19 protein-coding genes, 1 tRNA gene, 3 rRNA genes and 1 other RNA gene are annotated in these 19,692 nt (G+C 43.9%); 1 reads left to right on the top strand and 23 read right to left on the bottom strand.

Translation table 11 applies throughout. From position 1 onward, the window contains the following. The first annotated feature begins 157 nt into the window (after nt 1-157). Nucleotides 158-436: an AbrB/MazE/SpoVT family DNA-binding domain-containing protein gene (locus tag B9Y89_RS06260; RefSeq protein ID WP_085522388.1), complete on the top strand. Its 279-nt coding sequence runs from the start codon at nt 158-160 to the stop codon at nt 434-436. Nucleotides 437-500: 64 nt separating this feature from the next. On the opposite strand, the gene rsmI is transcribed toward B9Y89_RS06260, so the two are convergent. The 23 genes from rsmI to B9Y89_RS06375 form a co-directional block, all read right to left on the bottom strand. Next, nucleotides 501-1,382: a 16S rRNA (cytidine(1402)-2'-O)-methyltransferase gene (gene rsmI, locus B9Y89_RS06265; RefSeq protein ID WP_085522389.1), complete on the bottom strand. Its 882-nt coding sequence runs from the start codon at nt 1,380-1,382 to the stop codon at nt 501-503. Continuing rightward, entirely contained in the window at nt 1,354-1,638 is a 285-nt protein-coding gene (locus B9Y89_RS06270; RefSeq protein ID WP_085522390.1) for a GIY-YIG nuclease family protein, read from the bottom strand. The genes rsmI and B9Y89_RS06270 overlap by 29 nt, the downstream gene beginning before the upstream one ends. Further along, nucleotides 1,628-2,368, bottom strand: coding sequence for a tRNA1(Val) (adenine(37)-N6)-methyltransferase (locus tag B9Y89_RS06275; protein ID WP_085522391.1), 741 nt, complete (start codon nt 2,366-2,368; stop codon nt 1,628-1,630). Before B9Y89_RS06275 ends, B9Y89_RS06270 begins: the two co-directional genes overlap by 11 nt. 66 nt (nt 2,369-2,434) lie before the next feature. Beyond that, entirely contained in the window at nt 2,435-2,797 is a 363-nt protein-coding gene (gene yabA, locus B9Y89_RS06280) for a DNA replication initiation control protein YabA (RefSeq protein ID WP_085522392.1), read from the bottom strand. A 27-nt stretch (nt 2,798-2,824) separates the two neighbouring features. Next, complete coding sequence (locus B9Y89_RS06285; protein ID WP_085522393.1) at nt 2,825-3,640, bottom strand: PSP1 domain-containing protein; 816 nt, start codon at nt 3,638-3,640, stop codon at nt 2,825-2,827. Further along, nucleotides 3,633-4,634 (bottom strand): DNA polymerase III subunit delta', encoded by a 1,002-nt coding sequence (holB, locus tag B9Y89_RS06290; RefSeq protein ID WP_085522394.1) that lies wholly within the window; start codon nt 4,632-4,634, stop codon nt 3,633-3,635. The genes B9Y89_RS06285 and holB overlap by 8 nt, the downstream gene beginning before the upstream one ends. 17 nt (nt 4,635-4,651) lie before the next feature. After that, nucleotides 4,652-5,098, bottom strand: a complete 447-nt coding sequence (locus B9Y89_RS06295; RefSeq protein ID WP_085522395.1) for a YaaR family protein — start codon at nt 5,096-5,098, stop codon at nt 4,652-4,654. A gap of 18 nt (nt 5,099-5,116) precedes the next feature. Next, a complete protein-coding gene (locus B9Y89_RS06300; protein WP_085522396.1) occupies nt 5,117-5,446 on the bottom strand; it encodes a cyclic-di-AMP receptor in 330 nt (109 codons plus the stop codon). A 16-nt stretch (nt 5,447-5,462) separates the two neighbouring features. Next, nucleotides 5,463-6,122 carry a dTMP kinase gene (tmk, locus tag B9Y89_RS06305; RefSeq protein WP_085522397.1) on the bottom strand — a complete coding sequence of 220 codons (660 nt, stop codon included), beginning with the start codon at nt 6,120-6,122 and terminating at the stop codon, nt 5,463-5,465. Continuing rightward, nucleotides 6,119-7,591 (bottom strand): aminotransferase class I/II-fold pyridoxal phosphate-dependent enzyme, encoded by a 1,473-nt coding sequence (locus tag B9Y89_RS18990; protein WP_085522398.1) that lies wholly within the window; start codon nt 7,589-7,591, stop codon nt 6,119-6,121. The genes tmk and B9Y89_RS18990 overlap by 4 nt, the downstream gene beginning before the upstream one ends. 55 nt (nt 7,592-7,646) lie before the next feature. Further along, a complete protein-coding gene (locus B9Y89_RS06315; RefSeq protein WP_085522399.1) occupies nt 7,647-7,877 on the bottom strand; it encodes a sigma factor G inhibitor Gin in 231 nt (76 codons plus the stop codon). Nucleotides 7,878-8,421: 544 nt separating this feature from the next. Next, nucleotides 8,422-8,537 (bottom strand): 5S ribosomal RNA (rrf, locus tag B9Y89_RS06320). A gap of 162 nt (nt 8,538-8,699) precedes the next feature. Beyond that, nucleotides 8,700-11,623: ribosomal RNA gene (locus tag B9Y89_RS06325) — 23S ribosomal RNA — on the bottom strand. A gap of 181 nt (nt 11,624-11,804) precedes the next feature. Further along, nucleotides 11,805-13,352: ribosomal RNA gene (locus B9Y89_RS06330) — 16S ribosomal RNA — on the bottom strand. The 16S, 23S and 5S rRNA genes sit together here, the layout of an rRNA operon. A 352-nt stretch (nt 13,353-13,704) precedes the next feature. Further along, a complete protein-coding gene (locus B9Y89_RS06335) occupies nt 13,705-13,971 on the bottom strand; it encodes a pro-sigmaK processing inhibitor BofA family protein (RefSeq protein WP_085522400.1) in 267 nt (88 codons plus the stop codon). A 66-nt stretch (nt 13,972-14,037) separates the two neighbouring features. Beyond that, nucleotides 14,038-14,253, bottom strand: a complete 216-nt coding sequence (locus B9Y89_RS06340) for a YaaL family protein (protein ID WP_085522401.1) — start codon at nt 14,251-14,253, stop codon at nt 14,038-14,040. Nucleotides 14,254-14,268: 15 nt separating this feature from the next. Next, nucleotides 14,269-14,865 (bottom strand): recombination mediator RecR, encoded by a 597-nt coding sequence (recR, locus tag B9Y89_RS06345; protein ID WP_085522402.1) that lies wholly within the window; start codon nt 14,863-14,865, stop codon nt 14,269-14,271. 12 nt (nt 14,866-14,877) lie between these two features. Further along, nucleotides 14,878-15,192, bottom strand: a complete 315-nt coding sequence (locus B9Y89_RS06350) for a YbaB/EbfC family nucleoid-associated protein (RefSeq protein ID WP_085522403.1) — start codon at nt 15,190-15,192, stop codon at nt 14,878-14,880. A 19-nt stretch (nt 15,193-15,211) separates the two neighbouring features. Then, nucleotides 15,212-16,957 (bottom strand): DNA polymerase III subunit gamma/tau, encoded by a 1,746-nt coding sequence (dnaX, locus tag B9Y89_RS06355; RefSeq protein ID WP_085522404.1) that lies wholly within the window; start codon nt 16,955-16,957, stop codon nt 15,212-15,214. 135 nt (nt 16,958-17,092) lie between these two features. Then, nucleotides 17,093-17,357, bottom strand: an RNA gene (gene ffs / locus B9Y89_RS06360) — signal recognition particle sRNA large type. Between the two features lie 104 nt (nt 17,358-17,461). Next, nucleotides 17,462-17,553 (bottom strand) — tRNA-Ser (locus B9Y89_RS06365). A 110-nt stretch (nt 17,554-17,663) separates the two neighbouring features. After that, nucleotides 17,664-18,125 (bottom strand): tRNA adenosine(34) deaminase TadA, encoded by a 462-nt coding sequence (gene tadA / locus B9Y89_RS06370; protein ID WP_085522405.1) that lies wholly within the window; start codon nt 18,123-18,125, stop codon nt 17,664-17,666. 7 nt (nt 18,126-18,132) lie between these two features. Continuing rightward, entirely contained in the window at nt 18,133-19,599 is a 1,467-nt protein-coding gene (locus tag B9Y89_RS06375) for a hypothetical protein (protein ID WP_085522406.1), read from the bottom strand. Between the last annotated feature and the right edge of the window lie 93 nt (nt 19,600-19,692).

The raw sequence follows: 19,692 nt of genomic DNA on the forward strand, positions 1-19,692 counted from the left end.
TAAGAACATATAGTTAAGTAACAAAAATGATTGAAAAAATAGACTATAATCGTAATATTTAGAGTGAAAATCATTGACGGGTTTGGGAAACACTGGTACGATAAAGGTGACTTTTATGTCGAATCATGATGGAGAAGTCTGGGGGAGGAGTAATACTATGAAATCCACAGGGATTGTAAGGAAAGTCGATGAACTTGGTCGTGTCGTGATACCGATCGAACTACGCAGAACGCTTGGCATTGATGTCAAAGACGCTCTAGAAATCTATGTCGACGATGAGCGAATTGTTTTGAAAAAGTACAAGCCAAGCATGACCTGCCAAATTACCGGTGAGGTCTCTGATGATAATCTGACACTTGCAGGCGGTAACCTTGTATTAAGCCGTGAAGGTGCAGAACAATTGCTTAAAGAGCTTGAAGGTCATTTAAGCAAATAGCAGAACAGAACCTCGAGTGGTTCTAACAGCAATGTTTTAAGTCCCTGCCATATATGGCAGGGACTTAATTTTTATGATAAGTATTATAAACATCACGTTTCGGCAAACCGCGTTCTAAAGCCACGGTCTTGATTGCGTCCTTTTGACTCATGCCCTTGATTTGGACATAATGAAGCACATGGTTTTCAAGGCTTAACGAGACCCACCATTGGTCATCTTGGGATTCGGCGGGATGGGTCGATCCGCCCGCAACCATTACCATACACTCACCTTTAATTTCTTCTTGCTGTTCAGCCCAGCCTGCTAGCTCACTCAGCGTTCCACGAATAAATGTTTCATATCTTTTCGTTAACTCTCTGACAACGGCTGCATCCCGGTCACCCAAATACTCATATAAATCCTTTAATGTCGTTTTAAGACGATAAGGCGATTCATACACAATAAAGGTATATGTGAAGGTCGTCATTTGCTCGAGCTCTGCCCGACGTTCCTTCTTCTTTCTAGGCAGAAATCCATAGAAGGTAAAATGCTCTGTCGAAAGGCCCGAGGCAATTAATCCTGGTAAAGCCGCATTAGCACCAGGAAGGGGAATCACAGGAATTTCGTTTTGAACACACAATTTGACAAGATCTTCACCCGGATCAGAAACCGCGGGAAGTCCAGCATCCGTAACCAAAGCTAAAGAATCACCTGTCAAGAGCCTTTGCAATAGTTGCTCCCCTTTTTTGTGCTTATTATGTTCGTGATAGCTCTCAAGTCTCTGCTCAATTTGAAAGTGCCTGAAAAGCTTTAGCGTTTGTCTTGTATCTTCAGCAGCCACAAATTTTACTGTCTGCAAAATATTTAACGCCCGGTAAGTGATATCCTCAAGATTGCCAATGGGTGTGGGAACAAGATATAGCACTCCTGGTGACCTGTCATTGTGATAACTGTTTTGAATCCACATGGTCGTCAACCCTTCTGATCAGCTGTTCTTTCTCAAGTTTGGTCAATTGTTTGATCGCATACTCCCGCTTCATTGCTTCCGTTTTGCTCGTGAATGTTTCGTAATACCTGAGAGTCACCGGCGTTCTCCCCCGTGTATATTTGGCGGCTCGTCCTTCATTATGCGCTTGAATCCGTCTTTCTAACCGATTGGTATAGCCTGTATAGAACGTGCCATCATGGCACTCTATAATATAGATATAATGTTTACTTTTCATAACGATAGTTAAGCAACTCCTTGGTATATTGACCTTGTTCATTATACACAAATAACGGGGGTAATAGATTTAATCCTGGATTGCCGTCCTTAATGCCTTCAATCAGCATGATATTAGCCTGCTTACCTTGCTTTGGATAAATGAATTGCAACCGTTTGGGTTCGATACCTTCTCGCCTCATGACACTCATGATATCCAAAAGTCGTTCAGGTCGATGCACAAAGGCCACTTTCCCTTTGCCTTTGACAAGTTGACTACTAATCGACACAATCTCTTCTAAGGTCACAGCAACTTCGTGTCGAGCCAACTCCAAATGACGTTTCGTATTCCGGTCCGAATCAGCCTTATAAGGAAAATATGGCGGATTACATGTGACAATGTCATAGCTGTGGGGGATGAGTTGTTTAACGGCATCGTTGACATCAGCATGGATTGAGTTAACTTGGTGTTCAAGCTGATTCATCTTAATGCTCCGCTCTGCCATCGATTGAAGACGCTCTTGAATCTCAATACCGGTAATTTGAGCATTCGTTCGCTCCGTTAATAATAAAGCAATTGCTCCATTACCTGTACATAGATCAAGTATATGTCCACGCTTAATCGGGACATATACAAATTTAGACAAAAGCACCGCATCCAAAGAAAATGAAAATATATCATCACTTTGTATAATTTTCATCGGGCTATTAAATAAGTAGTCAACCCGTTCATCTGCTTCTAACTGAACCATCATCTCACCTTTTCGGAGAATATCTTAGACTATAAGTGTAAAAAAAGCCCTTCCTAAAAGGAAGAGCTATCGTTTATTTAAGAAGGATAAACAAAATAAGCAATCGCCTTCTTTACGAATGCTTCCGTAATGTAAGTTACAGATATGAAAACCCTCTTGATAAATACGTGCTAAATTATCGTATCCTTCACCCACTGCAGGCTTTGCTGCGTACTGCACTTTACCTTCATTACTACTGACGCCCTGATCTACATCTTCTTCTTGCTTTTGGTCAATATGCCGCCTTAAATTGCGGTTCTCAATTTTTAAATGTTGGCGTTCTTCCAATACTTCAGCTAATTGAGCTTTCAAGTCACCAAGTTCCTGATGCAAACTCCCGATTTGCTCTTCTAATCGTATGACTTGTGAAAAAATATCCTTTTTTTCCAAGTTTCATCCACCTCAATGCTTAGTGGCTTAAGACGATAGTGCACCTTCATCTATAAGTTCATTCATAGAGTACTCAATCACTTTTCCTGATTCATTCAATTCAATTTGAATCAAACGTTCCAACAGGTTCAAACCGACAACATGACCTTGGCCATGTTCAATTTGAATTGTATCACCAATGTCAGGCAATTCTTGTTTTGCCGTTTCATATTGGTCATTTTCATATTTTAGACAACACATTAATCGACCGCAGACACCTGATATCTTAGTAGGATTAAGTGATAAATTCTGGTCTTTTGCCATTTTAATCGACACCGGTTCAAAGTCACCTAAAAAGGTCGAACAACAAAGCATTCGTCCACACGGACCAATACCGCCTAACATTTTTGCTTCATCTCGAACACCAATTTGGCGAAGTTCGATTCGTGTCCGGAAAATTGCTGCCAAATCTTTAACCAGGTCACGGAAATCGACACGTCCGTCCGCCGTAAAATAGAAAATGATTTTATTTCGGTCGAACGTATACTCAGCATCAACTAATTTCATATTTAATTGATGCTCATTGATTTTCTTCGCACAGACATCTAATGCTTCAGTTGCGTCAGCTTGATTTTGAACCATTTGTTCACTATCACGATCCGTCGCTTCCCGTATCACTTTGCGCAGCGGAAGCACAACATCTTGTTCGTCAACTTCTTTATTCGGTATAACCACATAGCCATATTCCACGCCTCGGGTCGTTTCCACAACAACGTTGGTTTCCTTAGATATTTCGAATTCGCCCGGATCAAAATAATAAATTTTTCCGGCCTTTTTAAATCGAATACCGACAACACTATACATAGGTTCCAAGCCCCCCTTGGAGTCGAAAAACGAGTTGTTCAGATACTTGCAACGGATTCACATTAGCATCCAACCGTTTTTTAGCCTCTAAAATGACTGACATTGATTCGGCTGTCTTTGTTAAAGGTATTTGCAGTGCCAGGCGGCTGAGCAAATCGGATTTATCTTGAAACACCAAATAGTCGGATTGTTCGGTTTGAATGTTTAATACATCTTGATACCATAGGAGGATCATATCCAATCCTATATGAGCTTTCTCAGCGTTACCAAAGTGGTCAGTGAATGTCTCATACACCACCATCATCACATGTTTGGGACGAGTCATCAGCTCTTCCATTAAGTGTAGCACGACTGTTCGCGCCTCTGCAAACCATTCATCATGGCAAAGTTCCCTAGCATCATGGACATCATTAGTCATGGCAGCGGCCAGTCTTGCTAATGACTCTCCAATATCCTCTTGTGTAAGCATGGTATTGATAACGGAATTTGGAATGGATGAAAACTGTAGAATTTGACATCTTGAAACGATCGTGTCTAACAAATAATGTTGATTTTCCGTTAGTAAAATGGCTATGGTTTGTGATTGTGGTTCCTCTATAAATTTCAATAAACTATTGGCTGCCTGGGTCGTCATACGATCAGCTGCCTCAATAACAAACACTCGTTTTTTTGATTCCATACCCTTGTAAGCAAATTCCTTAATAAGCTCAGAAATGGCCTCTTTTTTGATGGATCGTCCCTCTGGAGAAACAGTCATACAATCGGGATGATTTCCGCTTTCAATCCGTTTACAATCCCGACAGTAACCACATGGATGAACCCCTTCTGTCTCTGAGCAAAAAAAGGCTTGTGCCAACATTAAAGCCGTCTGTTTCTTCCCCGTTCCACGAACCCCTTCAAAAAGGTAGGCGTGAGCCAGCTGATCATTCCGGATTCCATTCATTAAAATTCTCGCGGCTACCGGCTGCTTATCTGAAATAGCTTGCCAACCCATGGGTTATCATCACACTTTCATTGATATAAATTAATAAGCATCCCCTTGATTTCATCCATTTTATCAAGCATATCTATAGATGATGCCTCATGTTGGAATACTTGATCGGTAAGCAGCACAAGGTGTTCATTGATTTGCTTGATTAACGTTTGCATCTGTCCGCTTGCATGATGCCATGCTCGAGTGCTTTCAACGGTCAGACCTGAATCAACGATATTTTGTATAAAACGATGAATCAATTGTTTATATATTTGTAAATCACGAATCGTCCGTGAACGTGATAACCGGCGCCCTTGCTGTTCTATATCAGCAATCATGCCATCTAAGGAGGCTGTATGTCGCGCTTGAATATTAGTTTTCATCACATCTTCAAATGTTTGAGCCATTGTCACCGTACTCGTGCTCCCAGGCTTCGACTTATTCTCAGTTAAAGGGCGACGGTCTTTCTGTATTTTAACATCCATAATTGGCTCCTATTTTCGTTAAAATTGTTTGAAGTCATCAACAGACAAGACAAATACTGTGGCACCGCCGACTTCAACTTCAACAGGGTGAGGAATATATGAGTCTGCATTCCCGCCCATCGGAGATACCGGAGCAACCATCTGCTCCCTGCTTTCACAATTTTCCTTAATAACATCCATAAGGTCATCAAAGTGTTCTTCAGATGTACCAATCATAAAGGTGGTATTACCTGACCTTAGAAATCCTCCTGTTGACGCTAATTTTGTCGCTTTAAAATTGGCGTCAACAAGAGCCGAAGACAAACGGTGACTATCCTTATCCTGCACAACAGCCATTACAAGCTTCATAGTGGACTCACACCTTTTAAATTTTTTTATAAGACTGAATATAATTTTGAAAATCAGTTCTAATTTCCTCAAAAATCATGTCGGACGGCTGATGACCATTGACCCAACAAATTCTGTTTGAGTCTTCTCTATAAATGTGATGAAATCCTTCTCTCACTCTCTTATGATATTCAAGTTTTCTTTGTTCAATTCGGTCTAAGGACATCTCATATTCCCTATCATCCCTGGCTTCCATACGCGTTCTACCTTCTTCAGGGGAAATATCAATGAGATAAGTTCGGTCAGGGATTAATCCTTTAGCAGCAAAGGCATTAATTTCTTTTATCCTTGTGACCGGAACTCCAAGACCATAACCTTGGTAGGCAACGGATGCATCAACAAACCGGTCGCAAATCACAATTTTACCAGCGTCAAGTGCCGGTTTGATACATTCTTCAACATGCTGCGCCCGGGAAGCGGCATATAGCAATATTTCCGTTTCATTCGTTAAAGAGGTATGGTCCGGATTCAAGAGTACCGTTCTGATCGCATCACTAATCGTGGTTCCCCCCGGTTCTCTTGTTGATAAATATGATAGATTTTGCGATTCAATGTATTGCTTTAAATATTTAATTTGTGTCGACTTGCCGGAGCCATCCGGTCCTTCAAACGTAATGAATAATCCTTTCACATTCATTCCCCTTTATAATCCATGTTATAGACGTTAATCACACCATGGGCAATATTCTTATTGTCTTGAAAATATCTATTTTGTTGAATTAATTGGTTAATTTTAAAAATGGTGGTTTGACTAATCCTTTCTCCTTGTAAAACCATGGGAACACCCGGCGGATAAGGGATAATCGTCTCAGCCGCGATTTGACCAACAGCATCATCCAACGACACTAAATGAGTGGTTGTCTGTTCCTGTGAATGATATGATAACGCTAATCTTCTAGGTTTATCATCCATTTTTTCTTGATATTGAGATTGATATAAAGCATGATTTTGCTTAATATCATCACAGGCGCTTTGAATGGAAGCCATCACTTGATCACTATTAAACGGGCTAAGGGGGAAGACAAGTACGACATAATCCTCTCCGGCCATTTCCGTATAGATATGATAACTCTCCAATACTTTTTGCAGATGTGTCCCTGAACAGCCCTGATAGCTCATAAGGACTTTCAGAGGATCTGTTGCAATGACTGTATCGGAAACCCCTAGCAATTGAATATTCTTTATGCTATTAAGACGCTGCTTAAACAGCTCAATATTGTTAAGCATCTCGCTTATCTCATTGTCAGTAATGTTAGCAACGTAATATCGTGCTAAATCAAGCGATGCCATAATCGGGTAAGAGGGGCTTGATGATTGTAACATACTCAAATAGGTTTCAATATTACCAACTGGAATATTGGTACTATTTATATGCAAGTAGGACCCCATCGTCATGGCCGGTAGTGTCTTATGTGCCGATTGCACCACGACATCAGCTCCCATATCCAATGCCGACAAAGGAAGGGCTGAACTTGCCTTATAGTGAGCACCGTGAGCTTCATCTACCAAAATATAAAGGCCCGCTTGTCGAGCATAGGTAAATAGCTTTGTATAATCTCTTGAAAAACCAAAGTAATTAGGTGTCGTCAATATGATTGCTTGAGCATCAGGATAATCTTGAATCCATTGTATGGCTTGGTCACTATCAACACCCGTGGGCAAATCCAGGTCTTTATCAACAATTGGAGGCATAAAGACAGGATCTAGGTTAGCTAATTTTAATGCCTGAAATATGGACTTATGACTATCACGCTGGACAAGCACTTGAGATCCATGTTCACATAAAGCCATAATCATCGCCAGATTACCAACTGTCGTTCCATTCACTAGGAAATAACTCTTGTGTGTATTGTAAAAATCTTTGAGCAAGGTCATGGCATCAGCAATAATGCCTTCTGGCTGATGTAAATCATCTAATCCTTGAAGTTCAGTTACATCTATCGGTAAAAGTTCTTTAAAATAGCCTCTTCCTATATCAGGAAATACGTTACCGTTCTTATGTCCAGGTACGTGGAAGGAGATCGGTTGTTGTGAACTAAACCTTTTTAATGCTTGAAATAATGGTGCGTCCTTTTGACTATGATGATCATCACTGGATATTTTCATAGTTTTATTTTATCACATCATTCATATACATTCACAAAAGAAAAAAGCAGACGTCCTAATGGCATCTGCTACCCACTGTTTCTATAACATTGTCTCGTTTCACTTCAAGTTTTGCTAGTCGTTGCACAAAATACTTATATTGGTCATCATCAACATCTGTAGAAACGATTTCTCTTTGGCATTCATCACAAATGAGTTGATTACAAATATGGATACCAACACGATCTGTTCGTTCACACACGATACAAGATTCTTGCGCCGATTGATTCTCTATCATCGCCATCATCGGTCACCTCCAGTAGCATATTGCCCAATTCTTTGAAAATATATTCATAACAATGAGCAATTTATTATTATTTATATGCCTAAACATCAATGAGAGTGCCTGTACAGTGATCATTTATTACTAAAAACATAATACTTGAAACTGGAACTCGATAAGCTTCCATCAATGCGCGACTTCCAAGAATCGGTACATCAATTCTGATTGTGGGAGTGACATTGCCTCCATGATCTGCCTTATATTACGATCTATGTATCATAAAATAACTGATTAGAAGCATATTTTCATTAACAAAGGCTGTTTTTCATATACTTTGTTGCCTTTTCACTATATTGTTGTAGTGAAAAGATTGCTCGCTTTTCACGGGTAATCCGCGAGCCTCATGCAACATGAAGAAAATTTAAGTTAGGGAACATTTCAGTAAAAGTAAGGAGCAAAAAGGGGAGGAAAAGGCGGCTTTCTTAGAACTAAGTAACAAAAGTCGATGATCATCGATCATATAAAAAAAGGGTTGTCCCAAAATGGAACAACCCCTTAACATTATTTTGCCTGGCGGCGTCCTACTCTCACAGGGGCAAAGCCCCAATTACCATCGGCGCTGAAGAGCTTAACGACCGTGTTCGGGATGGGAACGGGTGTGACCTCTTCGCCATCACCACCGGGCTCACAGGATGTGAGTCAGTTCAGTGTTGTCACAGGACGTGACGTTCTTAGCTGAACATCCTTTTGACCACTATAACATCCTCGCTTATACAAACAAACATGCTATGTAATTAAAGGCTTGCGCCTTCAGAACTAGAAACGAAAGTAGAAACGCATCTCAATTAGGATAAGCCCTCGACCGATTAGTATCCGTCAGCTCCACGTGTCACCACGCGTCCACACCGGACCTATCAACCTCATCATCTCTAAGGGGTCTTACTGGCCTAACGCCATGGGAAATCTCATCTTGAGGGGGGCTTCATGCTTAGATGCTTTCAGCACTTATCCCGGCCACACTTAGCTACCCAGCTGTGCTCCTGGCGGAACAACTGGTACACCAGCGGTGTGTCCATCCCGGTCCTCTCGTACTAAGGACAGCGCCTCTCAGATTTCCTGCGCCCGCGACGGATAGGGACCGAACTGTCTCACGACGTTCTGAACCCAGCTCGTGTACCGCTTTAATGGGCGAACAGCCCAACCCTTGGGACCAACTTCAGCCCCAGGATGCGATAAGCCGACATCGAGGTGCCAAACCTCCCCGTCGATGTGGACTCTTGGGGGAGATAAGCCTGTTATCCCCAGGGTAGCTTTTATCCGTTGAGCGATGGCCCTTCCATGCGGTGCCACCGGATCACTAAGCCCGACTTTCGTCCCTGCTCGACTTGTAGGTCTCGCAGTCAAGCTCCCTTATGCCTTTGCACTCTACGAATGATTTCCAACCATTCTGAGGGAACCTTTGGGCGCCTCCGTTACCTTTTAGGAGGCGACCGCCCCAGTCAAACTGCCCACCTGACACTGTCTCCGAACCGGATCACGGTTCTAGGTTAGGATATCCGAATCGTCAGGGTAGTATCCCACCAGTGCCTCCACCGAAGCTGGCGCTCCGGTTTCTCTGGCTCCTACCTATCCTGTACAAACGATACCGATACCCAATATCAAGCTACAGTAAAGCTCCATGGGGTCTTTCCGTCCTGTCGCGGGTAACCTGCATCTTCACAGGTACTATAATTTCACCGGGTCTCTCGTTGAGACAGTATCCAAGTCGTTGCACCTTTCGTGCGGGTCGGAACTTACCCGACAAGGAATTTCGCTACCTTAGGACCGTTATAGTTACGGCCGCCGTTTACTGGGGCTTCGATTCGCTGCTTCTCCCGAAAGGGATAACAGCTCCTCTTAACCTTCCAGCACCGGGCAGGTGTCAGCCCCTATACGTCACCTTTCGGTTTAGCAGAGACCTGTGTTTTTGGTAAACAGTCGCTTGGATCTTTTCACTGCGGCTCATCCAGGCTCATCACCCGGACGAGCACCCCTTCTCCCAAAGTTACGGGGTCATTTTGCCGAGTTCCTTAACGAGAGTTCTCCCGAGCGTCTTAGGATGCTCTCCTCGCCTACCTGTGTTGGTTCTGGGTACGGGCACCTACCGCCTCGCTAGAGGCTTTTCTTGGCAGTGTAGGTACAGGCCCTTCGGTACTTAAATTCCCTCCTCATCACCGCTTGACTATAAGATGGCGGGATTTGCCTCACCATCAGCCTTACGGCTTGAACGCACGCTTCCATCCGTGCGCTGGCCTTGCCTTCCTGCGTCCCCCCGTCACTCGGACGGCGGCAGGTGGTACAGGAATTTCAACCTGTTGTCCATCGCCTACGCCTTGCGGCCTCAGCTTAGGCCCCGACTAACCCTGAGCGGACGAACCTTCCTCAGGAACCCTTAGGCTTTCGACGGAAGGGATTCTCACCCTTCTTTTCGCTACTCATACCGGCATTCTCACTTCTAAGCGCTCCAACAGACCTTCCGGTCTGACTTCAATGCCCTTAGAACGCTCCCCTACCATGACAACGTCATCCACAGCTTCGGTGATACGTTTAGCCCCGTTACATTTTCGGCGCAGCGCCACTCGACCAGTGAGCTATTACGCACTCTTTCAATGATGGCTGCTTCTAAGCCAACATCCTGGTTGTCTGGGCAACGCCACATCCTTTGCCACTTAACGTATACTTAGGGACCTTAGCTGGTGGTCTGGGCTGTTTCCCTCTCGGCTACGGATCTTATCACTCGCAGCCTGACTCCCGAGGCTAAGTCTTTGGCATTCGGAGTTTGACTGAATTTGGTAATCCGGTGAGGACCCCGCACTCAATCAGTGCTCTACCTCCAAGACTCTTCCCTCGAGGCTAGCCCTAAAGCTATTTCGGGGAGAACCAGCTATCTCCGAGTTCGATTGGAATTTCACCGCTACCCACCGCTCATCCCCGCATTTTTCAACATACGTGGGTTCGGGCCTCCATCCAGTGTTACCTGGACTTCACCCTGGCCATGGGTAGATCACATCGGTTTCGGGTCTGCAACCACAAACTCATACGCCCTGTTCAGACTCGCTTTCGCTGCGGCTCCGCCTCTTCAGCTTAACCTTGCTTGTGATCGCAACTCGCCGGTCCATTCTACAAAAGGTACGCCGTCATCCCCCCGAAGGGGACTACGACTACTTGTAAGCACACGGTTTCAGGTTCTCTTTCACTCCCCTTCCGGGGTGCTTTTCACCTTTCCCTCACGGTACTGGTTCACTATCGGTCACTAGGGAGTATTCAGCCTTGGGAGATGGTCCTCCCAGCTTCCGACGGGGTTTCTCGTGTCCCGCCGTACTCAGGATCCACACCCGTGTCATCCGGCATGTCGATTACAGGGCTATTACCTTCTTTGGCTGGCTGTTCCAAGCCGATTCATCTATACCGTTGCCACGTGATGGTGTGTCCTACAACCCCAAGAGACTCGCTCTTGGTTTGGGCTGGTCCCGTTTCGCTCGCCACTACTCAGGGAATCGCGTTTGCTTTCTCTTCCTCTGGGTACTAAGATGTTTCAGTTCCCCAGGTGTGCCTTTCATACCCTATGAATTCAGATATGAATACGACCCGTTCAGGGTCGCGGGTTGCCCCATTCGGAAATCTCCGGGTCAAAGCCTACTTACAGCTTACCGGAGCATATCGGTGTTCGTCCCGTCCTTCATCGGCTCCTAGTGCCAAGGCATCCACCGTGCGCTCTTCATAGCTTAACCTATGAGATGCTTTGTTTCTACCTTCGTTATCCAGTTCTCAAGGCACAACTTGAGAGATTCCTCTCTCAAAACCAAACAAAACTCATCAAGCGCTGAAGCATAGTCAAGGATCATCACCGACAATCTGTCGGTAGGTTCAGGCTCGCAAACGCGAGTCCATGTATCGTTCTTATATCCTTAGAAAGGAGGTGATCCAGCCGCACCTTCCGATACGGCTACCTTGTTACGACTTCACCCCAATCATTCGCCCCACCTTCGGCGGCCGGAGCCGACTTCGGGTGTTGCGGACTCTCGTGGTGTGACGGGCGGTGTGTACAAGGCCCGGGAACGGATTCACCGCGGCATGCTGATCCGCGATTACTAGCAATTCCGGCTTCATGCAGGCGAGTTGCAGCCTACAATCCGAACTGAGAGCGGCTTTAAGGGATTCGCTGAACCTCGCGGTTTCGCTGCCCGTTGTGCCGCCCATTGTAGCACGTGTGTTGCCCAGGTCATAAGGGGCATGATGATTTGACGTCATCCCCACCTTCCTCCGGTTTGTCACCGGCAGTCACCTTAGAGTGCCCAACTGAATGCTGGCAACTAAGATTAGGGGTTGCGCTCGTTGCGGGACTTAACCCAACATCTCACGACACGAGCTGACGACAACCATGCACCACCTGTCACTCTGTCCCCCGAAGGGGAACGCCCTATCTCTAGGGTTGTCAGAGGATGTCAAGACCTGGTAAGGTTCTTCGCGTTGCTTCGAATTAAACCACATGCTCCACTGCTTGTGCGGGCCCCCGTCAATTCCTTTGAGTTTCAACCTTGCGGTCGTACTCCCCAGGCGGAGTGCTTAATGTGTTAACTTCAGCACTAAGGGGTTGGACCCCCCTAACACCTAGCACTCATCGTTTACGGCGTGGACTACCAGGGTATCTAATCCTGTTCGCTCCCCACGCTTTCGCGCCTCAGCGTCAGTTACAGGCCAGAGAGCCGCTTTCGCCACTGGTGTTCCTCCACATCTCTACGCATTTCACCGCTACACGTGGAATTCCGCTCTCCTCTCCTGTACTCAAGCCCCCCAGTTTCCAATGCCCCTCCGTGGTTGAGCCACGGGCTTTCACATCAGACTTAAGAAGCCGCCTGCGCGCGCTTTACGCCCAATAATTCCGGACAACGCTTGCCCCCTACGTATTACCGCGGCTGCTGGCACGTAGTTAGCCGGGGCTTTCTGGTCAGATACCGTCAAAGCGCCATCATTACCTATGGCACCTGTTCTTCGCTGACAACAGAGCTTTACGATCCGAAGACCTTCATCACTCACGCGGCGTTGCACCGTCAGACTTTCGTCCATTGCGGATGATTCCCTACTGCTGCCTCCCGTAGGAGTCTGGGCCGTGTCTCAGTCCCAGTGTGGCCGATCACCCTCTCAGGTCGGCTACGCATCGTCGCCTTGGTAAGCTTTAACCTCACCAACAAGCTAATGCGCCGCGGGCCCCTCTGTAAGTGACGACAAAGCCGTCTTTATTCATCGCACCATGCGGTGCGATGATCACATTCGGCATTAGCTCCGGTTTCCCGGGGTTATTCCGAGCTTACAGGCAGGTTACCCACGTGTTACTCACCCGTCCGCCGCTCGATCCATCCTAATCACTCCGAAGAAATCATAGAATATCTCGCGCTCGACTTGCATGTATTAGGCACGCCGCCAGCGTTCGTCCTGAGCCAGGATCAAACTCTCCATAAAAGTTGTTGCGTTTGACCCTTGGCTATGTTTGAAAAGAGGTTCCTTCCAAACAGCGCTTGAGTTTTTGTTTAGTTTTCAAAGAGCAATCTATCGATTCGCTCATGTCGTTGCTCATCAAAGCGACCTTCATATTATAGTAAGTATCAGCTATGATGTCAACAACTTTTGTTTAAATGGATTTTTCCTCAAAAAGCAGCATATAATATAATGCCATTTAATTAAACTGTTGTCAATAGCTTGTTTCAAAGTCTATGATGCTTTGCCTTTAGCTCGCGGCTCTGTCGCAAGCACAATTAATATTGTAACACATATAGCCACTTTAACAAGGGGTTAGTTGCATCTAATTTTTTCCTCAAACCAAAATGCTGTATTTAATCACTACCATTGCCGCAATACCAGGAATCCCTAGTACCCCTGCTATCCCAGTGGTAATCGCATTAATAGGAACATGAATCCCTATATGAGTTCCAAAAGTATTTAGCAAGAATAACAGCAAGGCGCCAATCATTAATTTCACAGCCAGTTTGCCTATATATCGAAATGGTTTAAAAGGAGCACCGACCAATAGTAAAATTGCTACCAAACTAACAATAATTGAAATAACGACAACCGGATCCATTATAAAAAACCTCCCCGTTTTTGTAAAAATATATGGGAGGCTTGTCTTTTTTAGAACTTTAATATGCTATTTTAATGTGATTTTATGACGTTTAGCTTCTTTTAATAAAAACAAATATTTTAATTCAGCCATCTTTAATTGGCAAATCACTTCTTGTGAGGGATCGATGCTTCGGTCAATTAAATGTTTTTGTTGATACCATTGCTCTTTACAATCATTCAATGTATGGAGCAACTGATCATTAAGTTGTTCACGGATTCTCCCCTTCTTACGAAACAACACCCATATCCCACCTATCTACAAATCTCGGCGTCCCTCAAGAGCTTTTGATAATGTGACTTCATCCGCATATTCCAAATCGCCACCAACAGGGAGACCGTGAGCAATTCGTGAGGTCTTAACACCTATTGGTTTAACCAGTTTGGAAATATACATAGCTGTTGCTTCTCCTTCTATCGTCGGATTAGTGGCCAATATAATCTCTTTAACCCCTTCATCTTCCAATCTTTTAATTAATTCGCTAACCTTAATATCCTCGGGGCCAATGCCATCGACAGGGGAAATAGCCCCATGTAAGACATGATATTGACCCGTATATTCCCTCATTTTCTCCATGACTGTTACGTCTTTCGGTTCTTGAACAACACAAATGGTTGAGCGATCACGATGAGTATCACCGCAAATGTGACACGGATCTTTATCAGTAATATTCTGACACACCGAACAATAGACAAGTTGTCGTTTGACATTAACCAGTGAACGCCCAAATTCCATGACATCATCTTCATTCATATCAACAACGAAAAAAGCCAGACGTACCGCTGTTTTCGGCCCAATGCCTGGCAATTTCATAAAACTATCAATTAATTTTGCAATCGGTTCAGGGTATTGCATCTAAGCTGCCTCCTAGAAGCCCGGAATATTCAGCCCTTTTGTGAATTGACCCATTCGCTCATTGGATAATTCATCAGCACTTTTTAGCGCTTCATTAACGGCCGTTAATACCAAATCCTGCAGCATATCAACATCATCAGGATCAACAGCTTCTTCTTTGATTGTAATATTGGTCACTTCTTTATGTCCGTTGGCTTGGACAGTTACAACACCGCCACCAGCGGACCCTTCGACAGTTTCATCCTTTAATTCTTCTTGAGCCTTTTCCATTTTCTTCTGCATCTTTTGCATTTGTTTCGCCATGTTATTCATATTGCCTCCACGCATATGAAAACCTCCTTAAAATTTAATCTTTTATTTCCAGTAAGTCAGACCCAACCAATTTTTCTGCCTCAGCAATTACGGGGTCACGGTTGTCTTGTTCCACACTTTGGTTTTCAGTATCCCTTGATTGATCAGGTTGTTGGCCCTCTTTTTTTGATTCCTTTTCTTCAATATAATTTTGTTTGGTTTGTTCCCACTGTTCAGCCGGAACAGGATACATTTTCTTCCCTTGTCCCGTGATCTCTTGAACAATTGCCTCAACCATATCCAAAACATCATTCTTATTTTCAGCTACCATTTGACAGTGAAAGTCATACTTAAAAGCTTGCAAAAAGGCATGATCAGAGCTCGCGACAGGCTTACTTTCTAACAACCAAGCATGAGCAGCAACGTTGGTTTTCCTTACTCGCTCCATGATATCAGCCCAATTAGACCTGAGATCTTTTAGCTGTTGCTTAGACGCCTGATTGAGGACTTCTTTTAGGTGACCAGAACGAACATTATAACCTTTATCATTCTTACGACCTGTTTGCCGAGAAGTTGACCGGCTTTGAGACGGCCGCTGATCTTGAGCGGTTACAGGTCGATCTTGTAAGTGTTCAATTTTTGATTCTAGTTGCTGCACTTTTGTTTGCAAGGCTTCAACATCCGGAGAGGATGACTCCGCAACAGGACGGGATTCCGTTTGTGATTGGCACAGTTTTACCATGGCGATCTCTAAAAATACTCGGCTATGATTGGTCCACTTCATTTCTTGTTGGGTATCATTCAAACGATGAATGATCTGGTAAATCTCTTGTGCCTTAACCGTTGTTGCCACTTCTTTAAATCGATCATCCGCACCCGTACGTGTCAATAACTCAGACATTTCCGGGGCTGATTGATACAATAAAATATCCCTGTAATAAAAAATTAAATCTTCAATAAAACGTTCAGGATCCTTACCATCCGCCACTAAACGGTTAACAGCCTGTATAGCTGTTGGTGTTTCACCATCTCGAATGGATTCAACAACATTAGCCAGCAACTCTTGAGAAACCATCCCTGTCACCGACCGAACATCGGCGACCGTCACCTTATTTTCACTAAAAGCAACCACTTGATCAAGAATGCTTAGAGCATCACGCATACCGCCTTCACACGCTTGAGCTATTAATTGTAACGATTGGTCTTCAACATCAATACTCTGTTCATCAGAAACGTGTTTGAGACGATCAACAATTGCTTCAATCGAAACGCGTTTAAAATCAAACCGTTGGCAACGTGATATGATTGTCAACGGAATTTTATGCGGTTCCGTTGTGGCTAAAATAAAGATAACATGCTTAGGTGGCTCTTCTAAAGTTTTTAACAAGGCATTAAACGCACCTGGTGACAGCATATGCACTTCGTCTATGATGTAGACTTTGTATCTGACAACACTTGGAGTATATTTAACGGTTTCACGAATGTCACGAATCTCATCAACACCATTATTTGATGCTGCGTCCATTTCGATAACATCAGATAAGTCACCGTTGGTTATACTTCGACAAGCATCGCATTCATTACACGGTTCGGCCACCGGTGCCTGTTCACAATTGACAGCTTTCGCAAACAATTTAGCGGCGCTGGTTTTGCCTGTCCCTCTAGGGCCGCTGAAAAGGTAAGCGTGGGAAAATTTCTCACGAAGAAGCGCATGCTGCAATGTTTGCGTAATTGCCTCTTGACCGGCCATATCTGCAAATGTTTGCGGACGAAACATTCTGTATAAGGCTTGGTACCCCATGCTTACCCCTCCATCAATCGTCTGTTAATTCCCATTATACCTATATCAAATATTGAATTCAAAACCTTTAACATCTTCAAGCATAAAAAACCGCTGGCAAAGCATGCCAGCGGTTGTTATATTATGTATTCAATGCCGTGCCCTTCCGTCGACCCTGCATTCACGGGCGCTTCATGAGCAGTTGGCTCGACCCGGGCAGCCCCGCGGCACATGGAAGATCCCACTTACTGCTGCTTCCTTCCGGATCTGACAGGGTTCGTAGGTTCCCATTGCGCAGGACCCAGGTGTCAACACCACTTACTCAAGGCAGACCCCGCAAACACAAGGCCTTGGGAAGGCATTCAACCTCGCTATAGCGGATTGCGAGTACAGGGCACCGCTACCTCCCCGCCTAGCACGGCAATTTTGATAACATTGTTAGGTGCGCTCAATGGCGCATTCTTCAGTATAACCCATCTTATTACATCAAAGCAACTGGTAAATTATAGATGCCTTGTGTAAAAATGGCGGAGGCGAGAGGATTCGAACCCCCGCGACGCGTGAACGCCCTAGCTGATTTCGAGTCAGCCCCCTTCAGCCAACTTGGGTACGCCTCCGTATAACACCGTCATATCAACGGTTACTTGCATTAGTTCCATGCAAGTCATCAACGTGACATCAATCATCTTAACATACCAGACTAACGGAGACAAGCATTTTTAAAAGGCTAACTGTTTCTTTCCCTAAGTTTCTTAAAAAAACTTGTTAAAAGCCCAGCGCATTCACTTGCCTTCACGCCCGAAATGACCTCAGTCACATGGTTAAAACGACCATCTTCTGGTAAATTCATTAAGGTGCCGCAACAACCTGCCTTGGGGTCTGATGCACCAAATATAACCCGCCCCACGCGAGACTGCAAAATGGCCCCTGCGCACATCGGACATGGCTCTAAGGTGACATAAAGATCACAGTCTTCTAGCCGCCAAGTGCCCAATCGCTGACTTGCTTTCTCAATAGCTAACAATTCGGCATGAGCCGTCGGCTGCTGAGTCGACTCCCGTAAATTATATCCAGAGGCCAGTACTTTGCTATCCTTGACGATAACCGAACCAATTGGGACTTCCTCCACTGCTTCAGCACGTTTCGCCTCTTCAATTGCCTTATCCATAAAAAAATCGTAGTCGGTCATCAGTTTGTCAGTCCTTTAATTGTTCAGTTGAAATATTAACAGTTTTAGCATCCGGAAGTCCTTTTTTGATTAACATGTTAATAAACCTTAATTTAAGGCCATTTAACTTTTTCAATGGGTCCTTATCAAGCAAATCAATATCATACCCATTACTCGATGTTTGTGTGATTACATATGAGGTTACTCTTTCTCCATTAGCATCTTTAAGATCAAGAACAGTCTGATTTTGTCCAATATGGCTAAATGACCCTGATTCATGTTGCTGTTTATTATTTTGATATTGAGGGTAAGCCATAAGGCCACCTATATACACGTTGCTATCAGCCGCTTTCAAAGTCTCTCCCTTTGTATAGTCAAATTTGACCGACAACTCGGCTTGGGGTGTTTTAGCTTTCTTAACACTGATCTTAAATAATTCTTTATCAACCACATCAATCTCAGCACCAGATGATATTTTCTTCAGTTGTTTTTTCGTAAGCGAACCGCTAAACGCTTTTTCTGACTTCATAAAGTAGCTGACTGGTTTAAAAGAGATCGTCCCTAGTGGCCCTTGATGAAACAACGGTATTTGTCCATCCTGTTGCGGAACAACTGGATACTGCCGTGCCCTTTCACTACTGTCTGTGTTCACTTTAAGCATGACTCTTGATAACTGGTTACTATCATCCGTTAATGAATAGGTGAAATAACTTTGGTTATAATTGTGCACCCATTTTTTAATTTTAACATCGATGCCTGAGGCAATGTTGATTTGTTGGTGAATATCACGCTTTTGAATCAGCCATTTATCCACATTATAATCCGCATCCAATTTCAAGTCATCTAACGAGTCGTTCTTGTCTTTGTTTTTAATAACAGGATCAACTAAAGTAATATTCTTAACCTGATTAAAACCTGCTTTCATCCGTTTGATATAATCACTATAACTCACATCCGGTTGATTAGTGGTATTTTCCATTAAATCATTCAAATTTAAATCAACCTGACCCATTAACCCTTTGTAAACCTTGTGTTGATAAGTCGTTGGTTCCTCGATATCAGATTGACCATTTTCAGACATATCAATGGATTGATCAAACATCACGTCTAATGTTTCCCCATTTTTGAGATGATACTTAATTTTATCCACTTTTAATTTAGGGATAGCTTTAAGTTTTTTATCTGTTTTAAGAAGATTAAAATGATACAGCATAAAAAAAGAATTGGGACCTAGATAAACTTTATCTATCGTCAATGTGCGGCGTTGGTTAGTTAAGCGAATTTCCTTATTAACATCATTAACAATGTTATAACGATCGGCCTGCTTTAAATTAGGTCTGACCTTATAATACGGGGCCATCACTTGCTGCATATCGTCTTTAACATTAAACGTCTGTTCATCAACTTTAAAATGGGTATCTTGATATTGATCTAATTGTATATATATAATAAATCCAATTAAGACAATGACCAGTACCCCCAATTTCTTTTTCACCCTTAATCACCCTATATGTGAAGATTGTTTCACGTGAAACATGTCGACCGTTGTCTTTTTCTGCCTATCCTATAATATAATCATTCGCGTCCA

Source organism: Tuberibacillus sp. Marseille-P3662, from assembly GCF_900178005.1.
GTDB lineage: Bacteria > Bacillota > Bacilli > Bacillales > Sporolactobacillaceae > Marseille-P3662.

Excerpts from the sequence above, each read along its gene's own strand:
- B9Y89_RS06260 (WP_085522388.1), top strand. The coding sequence starts at position 158 with ATGAAATCCACAGGGATTGTAAGGAAAGTCGATGAACTTGGTCGTGTC.
- rsmI (WP_085522389.1), bottom strand. The coding sequence starts at position 1,382 with ATGTGGATTCAAAACAGTTATCACAATGACAGGTCACCAGGAGTGCTA.
- B9Y89_RS06270 (WP_085522390.1), bottom strand. The coding sequence starts at position 1,638 with ATGAAAAGTAAACATTATATCTATATTATAGAGTGCCATGATGGCACG.
- B9Y89_RS06275 (WP_085522391.1), bottom strand. The coding sequence starts at position 2,368 with ATGGTTCAGTTAGAAGCAGATGAACGGGTTGACTACTTATTTAATAGC.
- B9Y89_RS06285 (WP_085522393.1), bottom strand. The coding sequence starts at position 3,640 with ATGTATAGTGTTGTCGGTATTCGATTTAAAAAGGCCGGAAAAATTTAT.
- holB (WP_085522394.1), bottom strand. The coding sequence starts at position 4,634 with ATGGGTTGGCAAGCTATTTCAGATAAGCAGCCGGTAGCCGCGAGAATT.
- B9Y89_RS06295 (WP_085522395.1), bottom strand. The coding sequence starts at position 5,098 with ATGGATGTTAAAATACAGAAAGACCGTCGCCCTTTAACTGAGAATAAG.
- B9Y89_RS06300 (WP_085522396.1), bottom strand. The coding sequence starts at position 5,446 with ATGAAGCTTGTAATGGCTGTTGTGCAGGATAAGGATAGTCACCGTTTG.
- tmk (WP_085522397.1), bottom strand. The coding sequence starts at position 6,122 with ATGAATGTGAAAGGATTATTCATTACGTTTGAAGGACCGGATGGCTCC.
- B9Y89_RS18990 (WP_085522398.1), bottom strand. The coding sequence starts at position 7,591 with ATGAAAATATCCAGTGATGATCATCATAGTCAAAAGGACGCACCATTA.
- B9Y89_RS06315 (WP_085522399.1), bottom strand. The coding sequence starts at position 7,877 with ATGATGGCGATGATAGAGAATCAATCGGCGCAAGAATCTTGTATCGTG.
- B9Y89_RS06335 (WP_085522400.1), bottom strand. The coding sequence starts at position 13,971 with ATGGATCCGGTTGTCGTTATTTCAATTATTGTTAGTTTGGTAGCAATT.
- recR (WP_085522402.1), bottom strand. The coding sequence starts at position 14,865 with ATGCAATACCCTGAACCGATTGCAAAATTAATTGATAGTTTTATGAAA.
- B9Y89_RS06350 (WP_085522403.1), bottom strand. The coding sequence starts at position 15,192 with ATGCGTGGAGGCAATATGAATAACATGGCGAAACAAATGCAAAAGATG.
- dnaX (WP_085522404.1), bottom strand. The coding sequence starts at position 16,957 with ATGGGGTACCAAGCCTTATACAGAATGTTTCGTCCGCAAACATTTGCA.
- tadA (WP_085522405.1), bottom strand. The coding sequence starts at position 18,125 with ATGACCGACTACGATTTTTTTATGGATAAGGCAATTGAAGAGGCGAAA.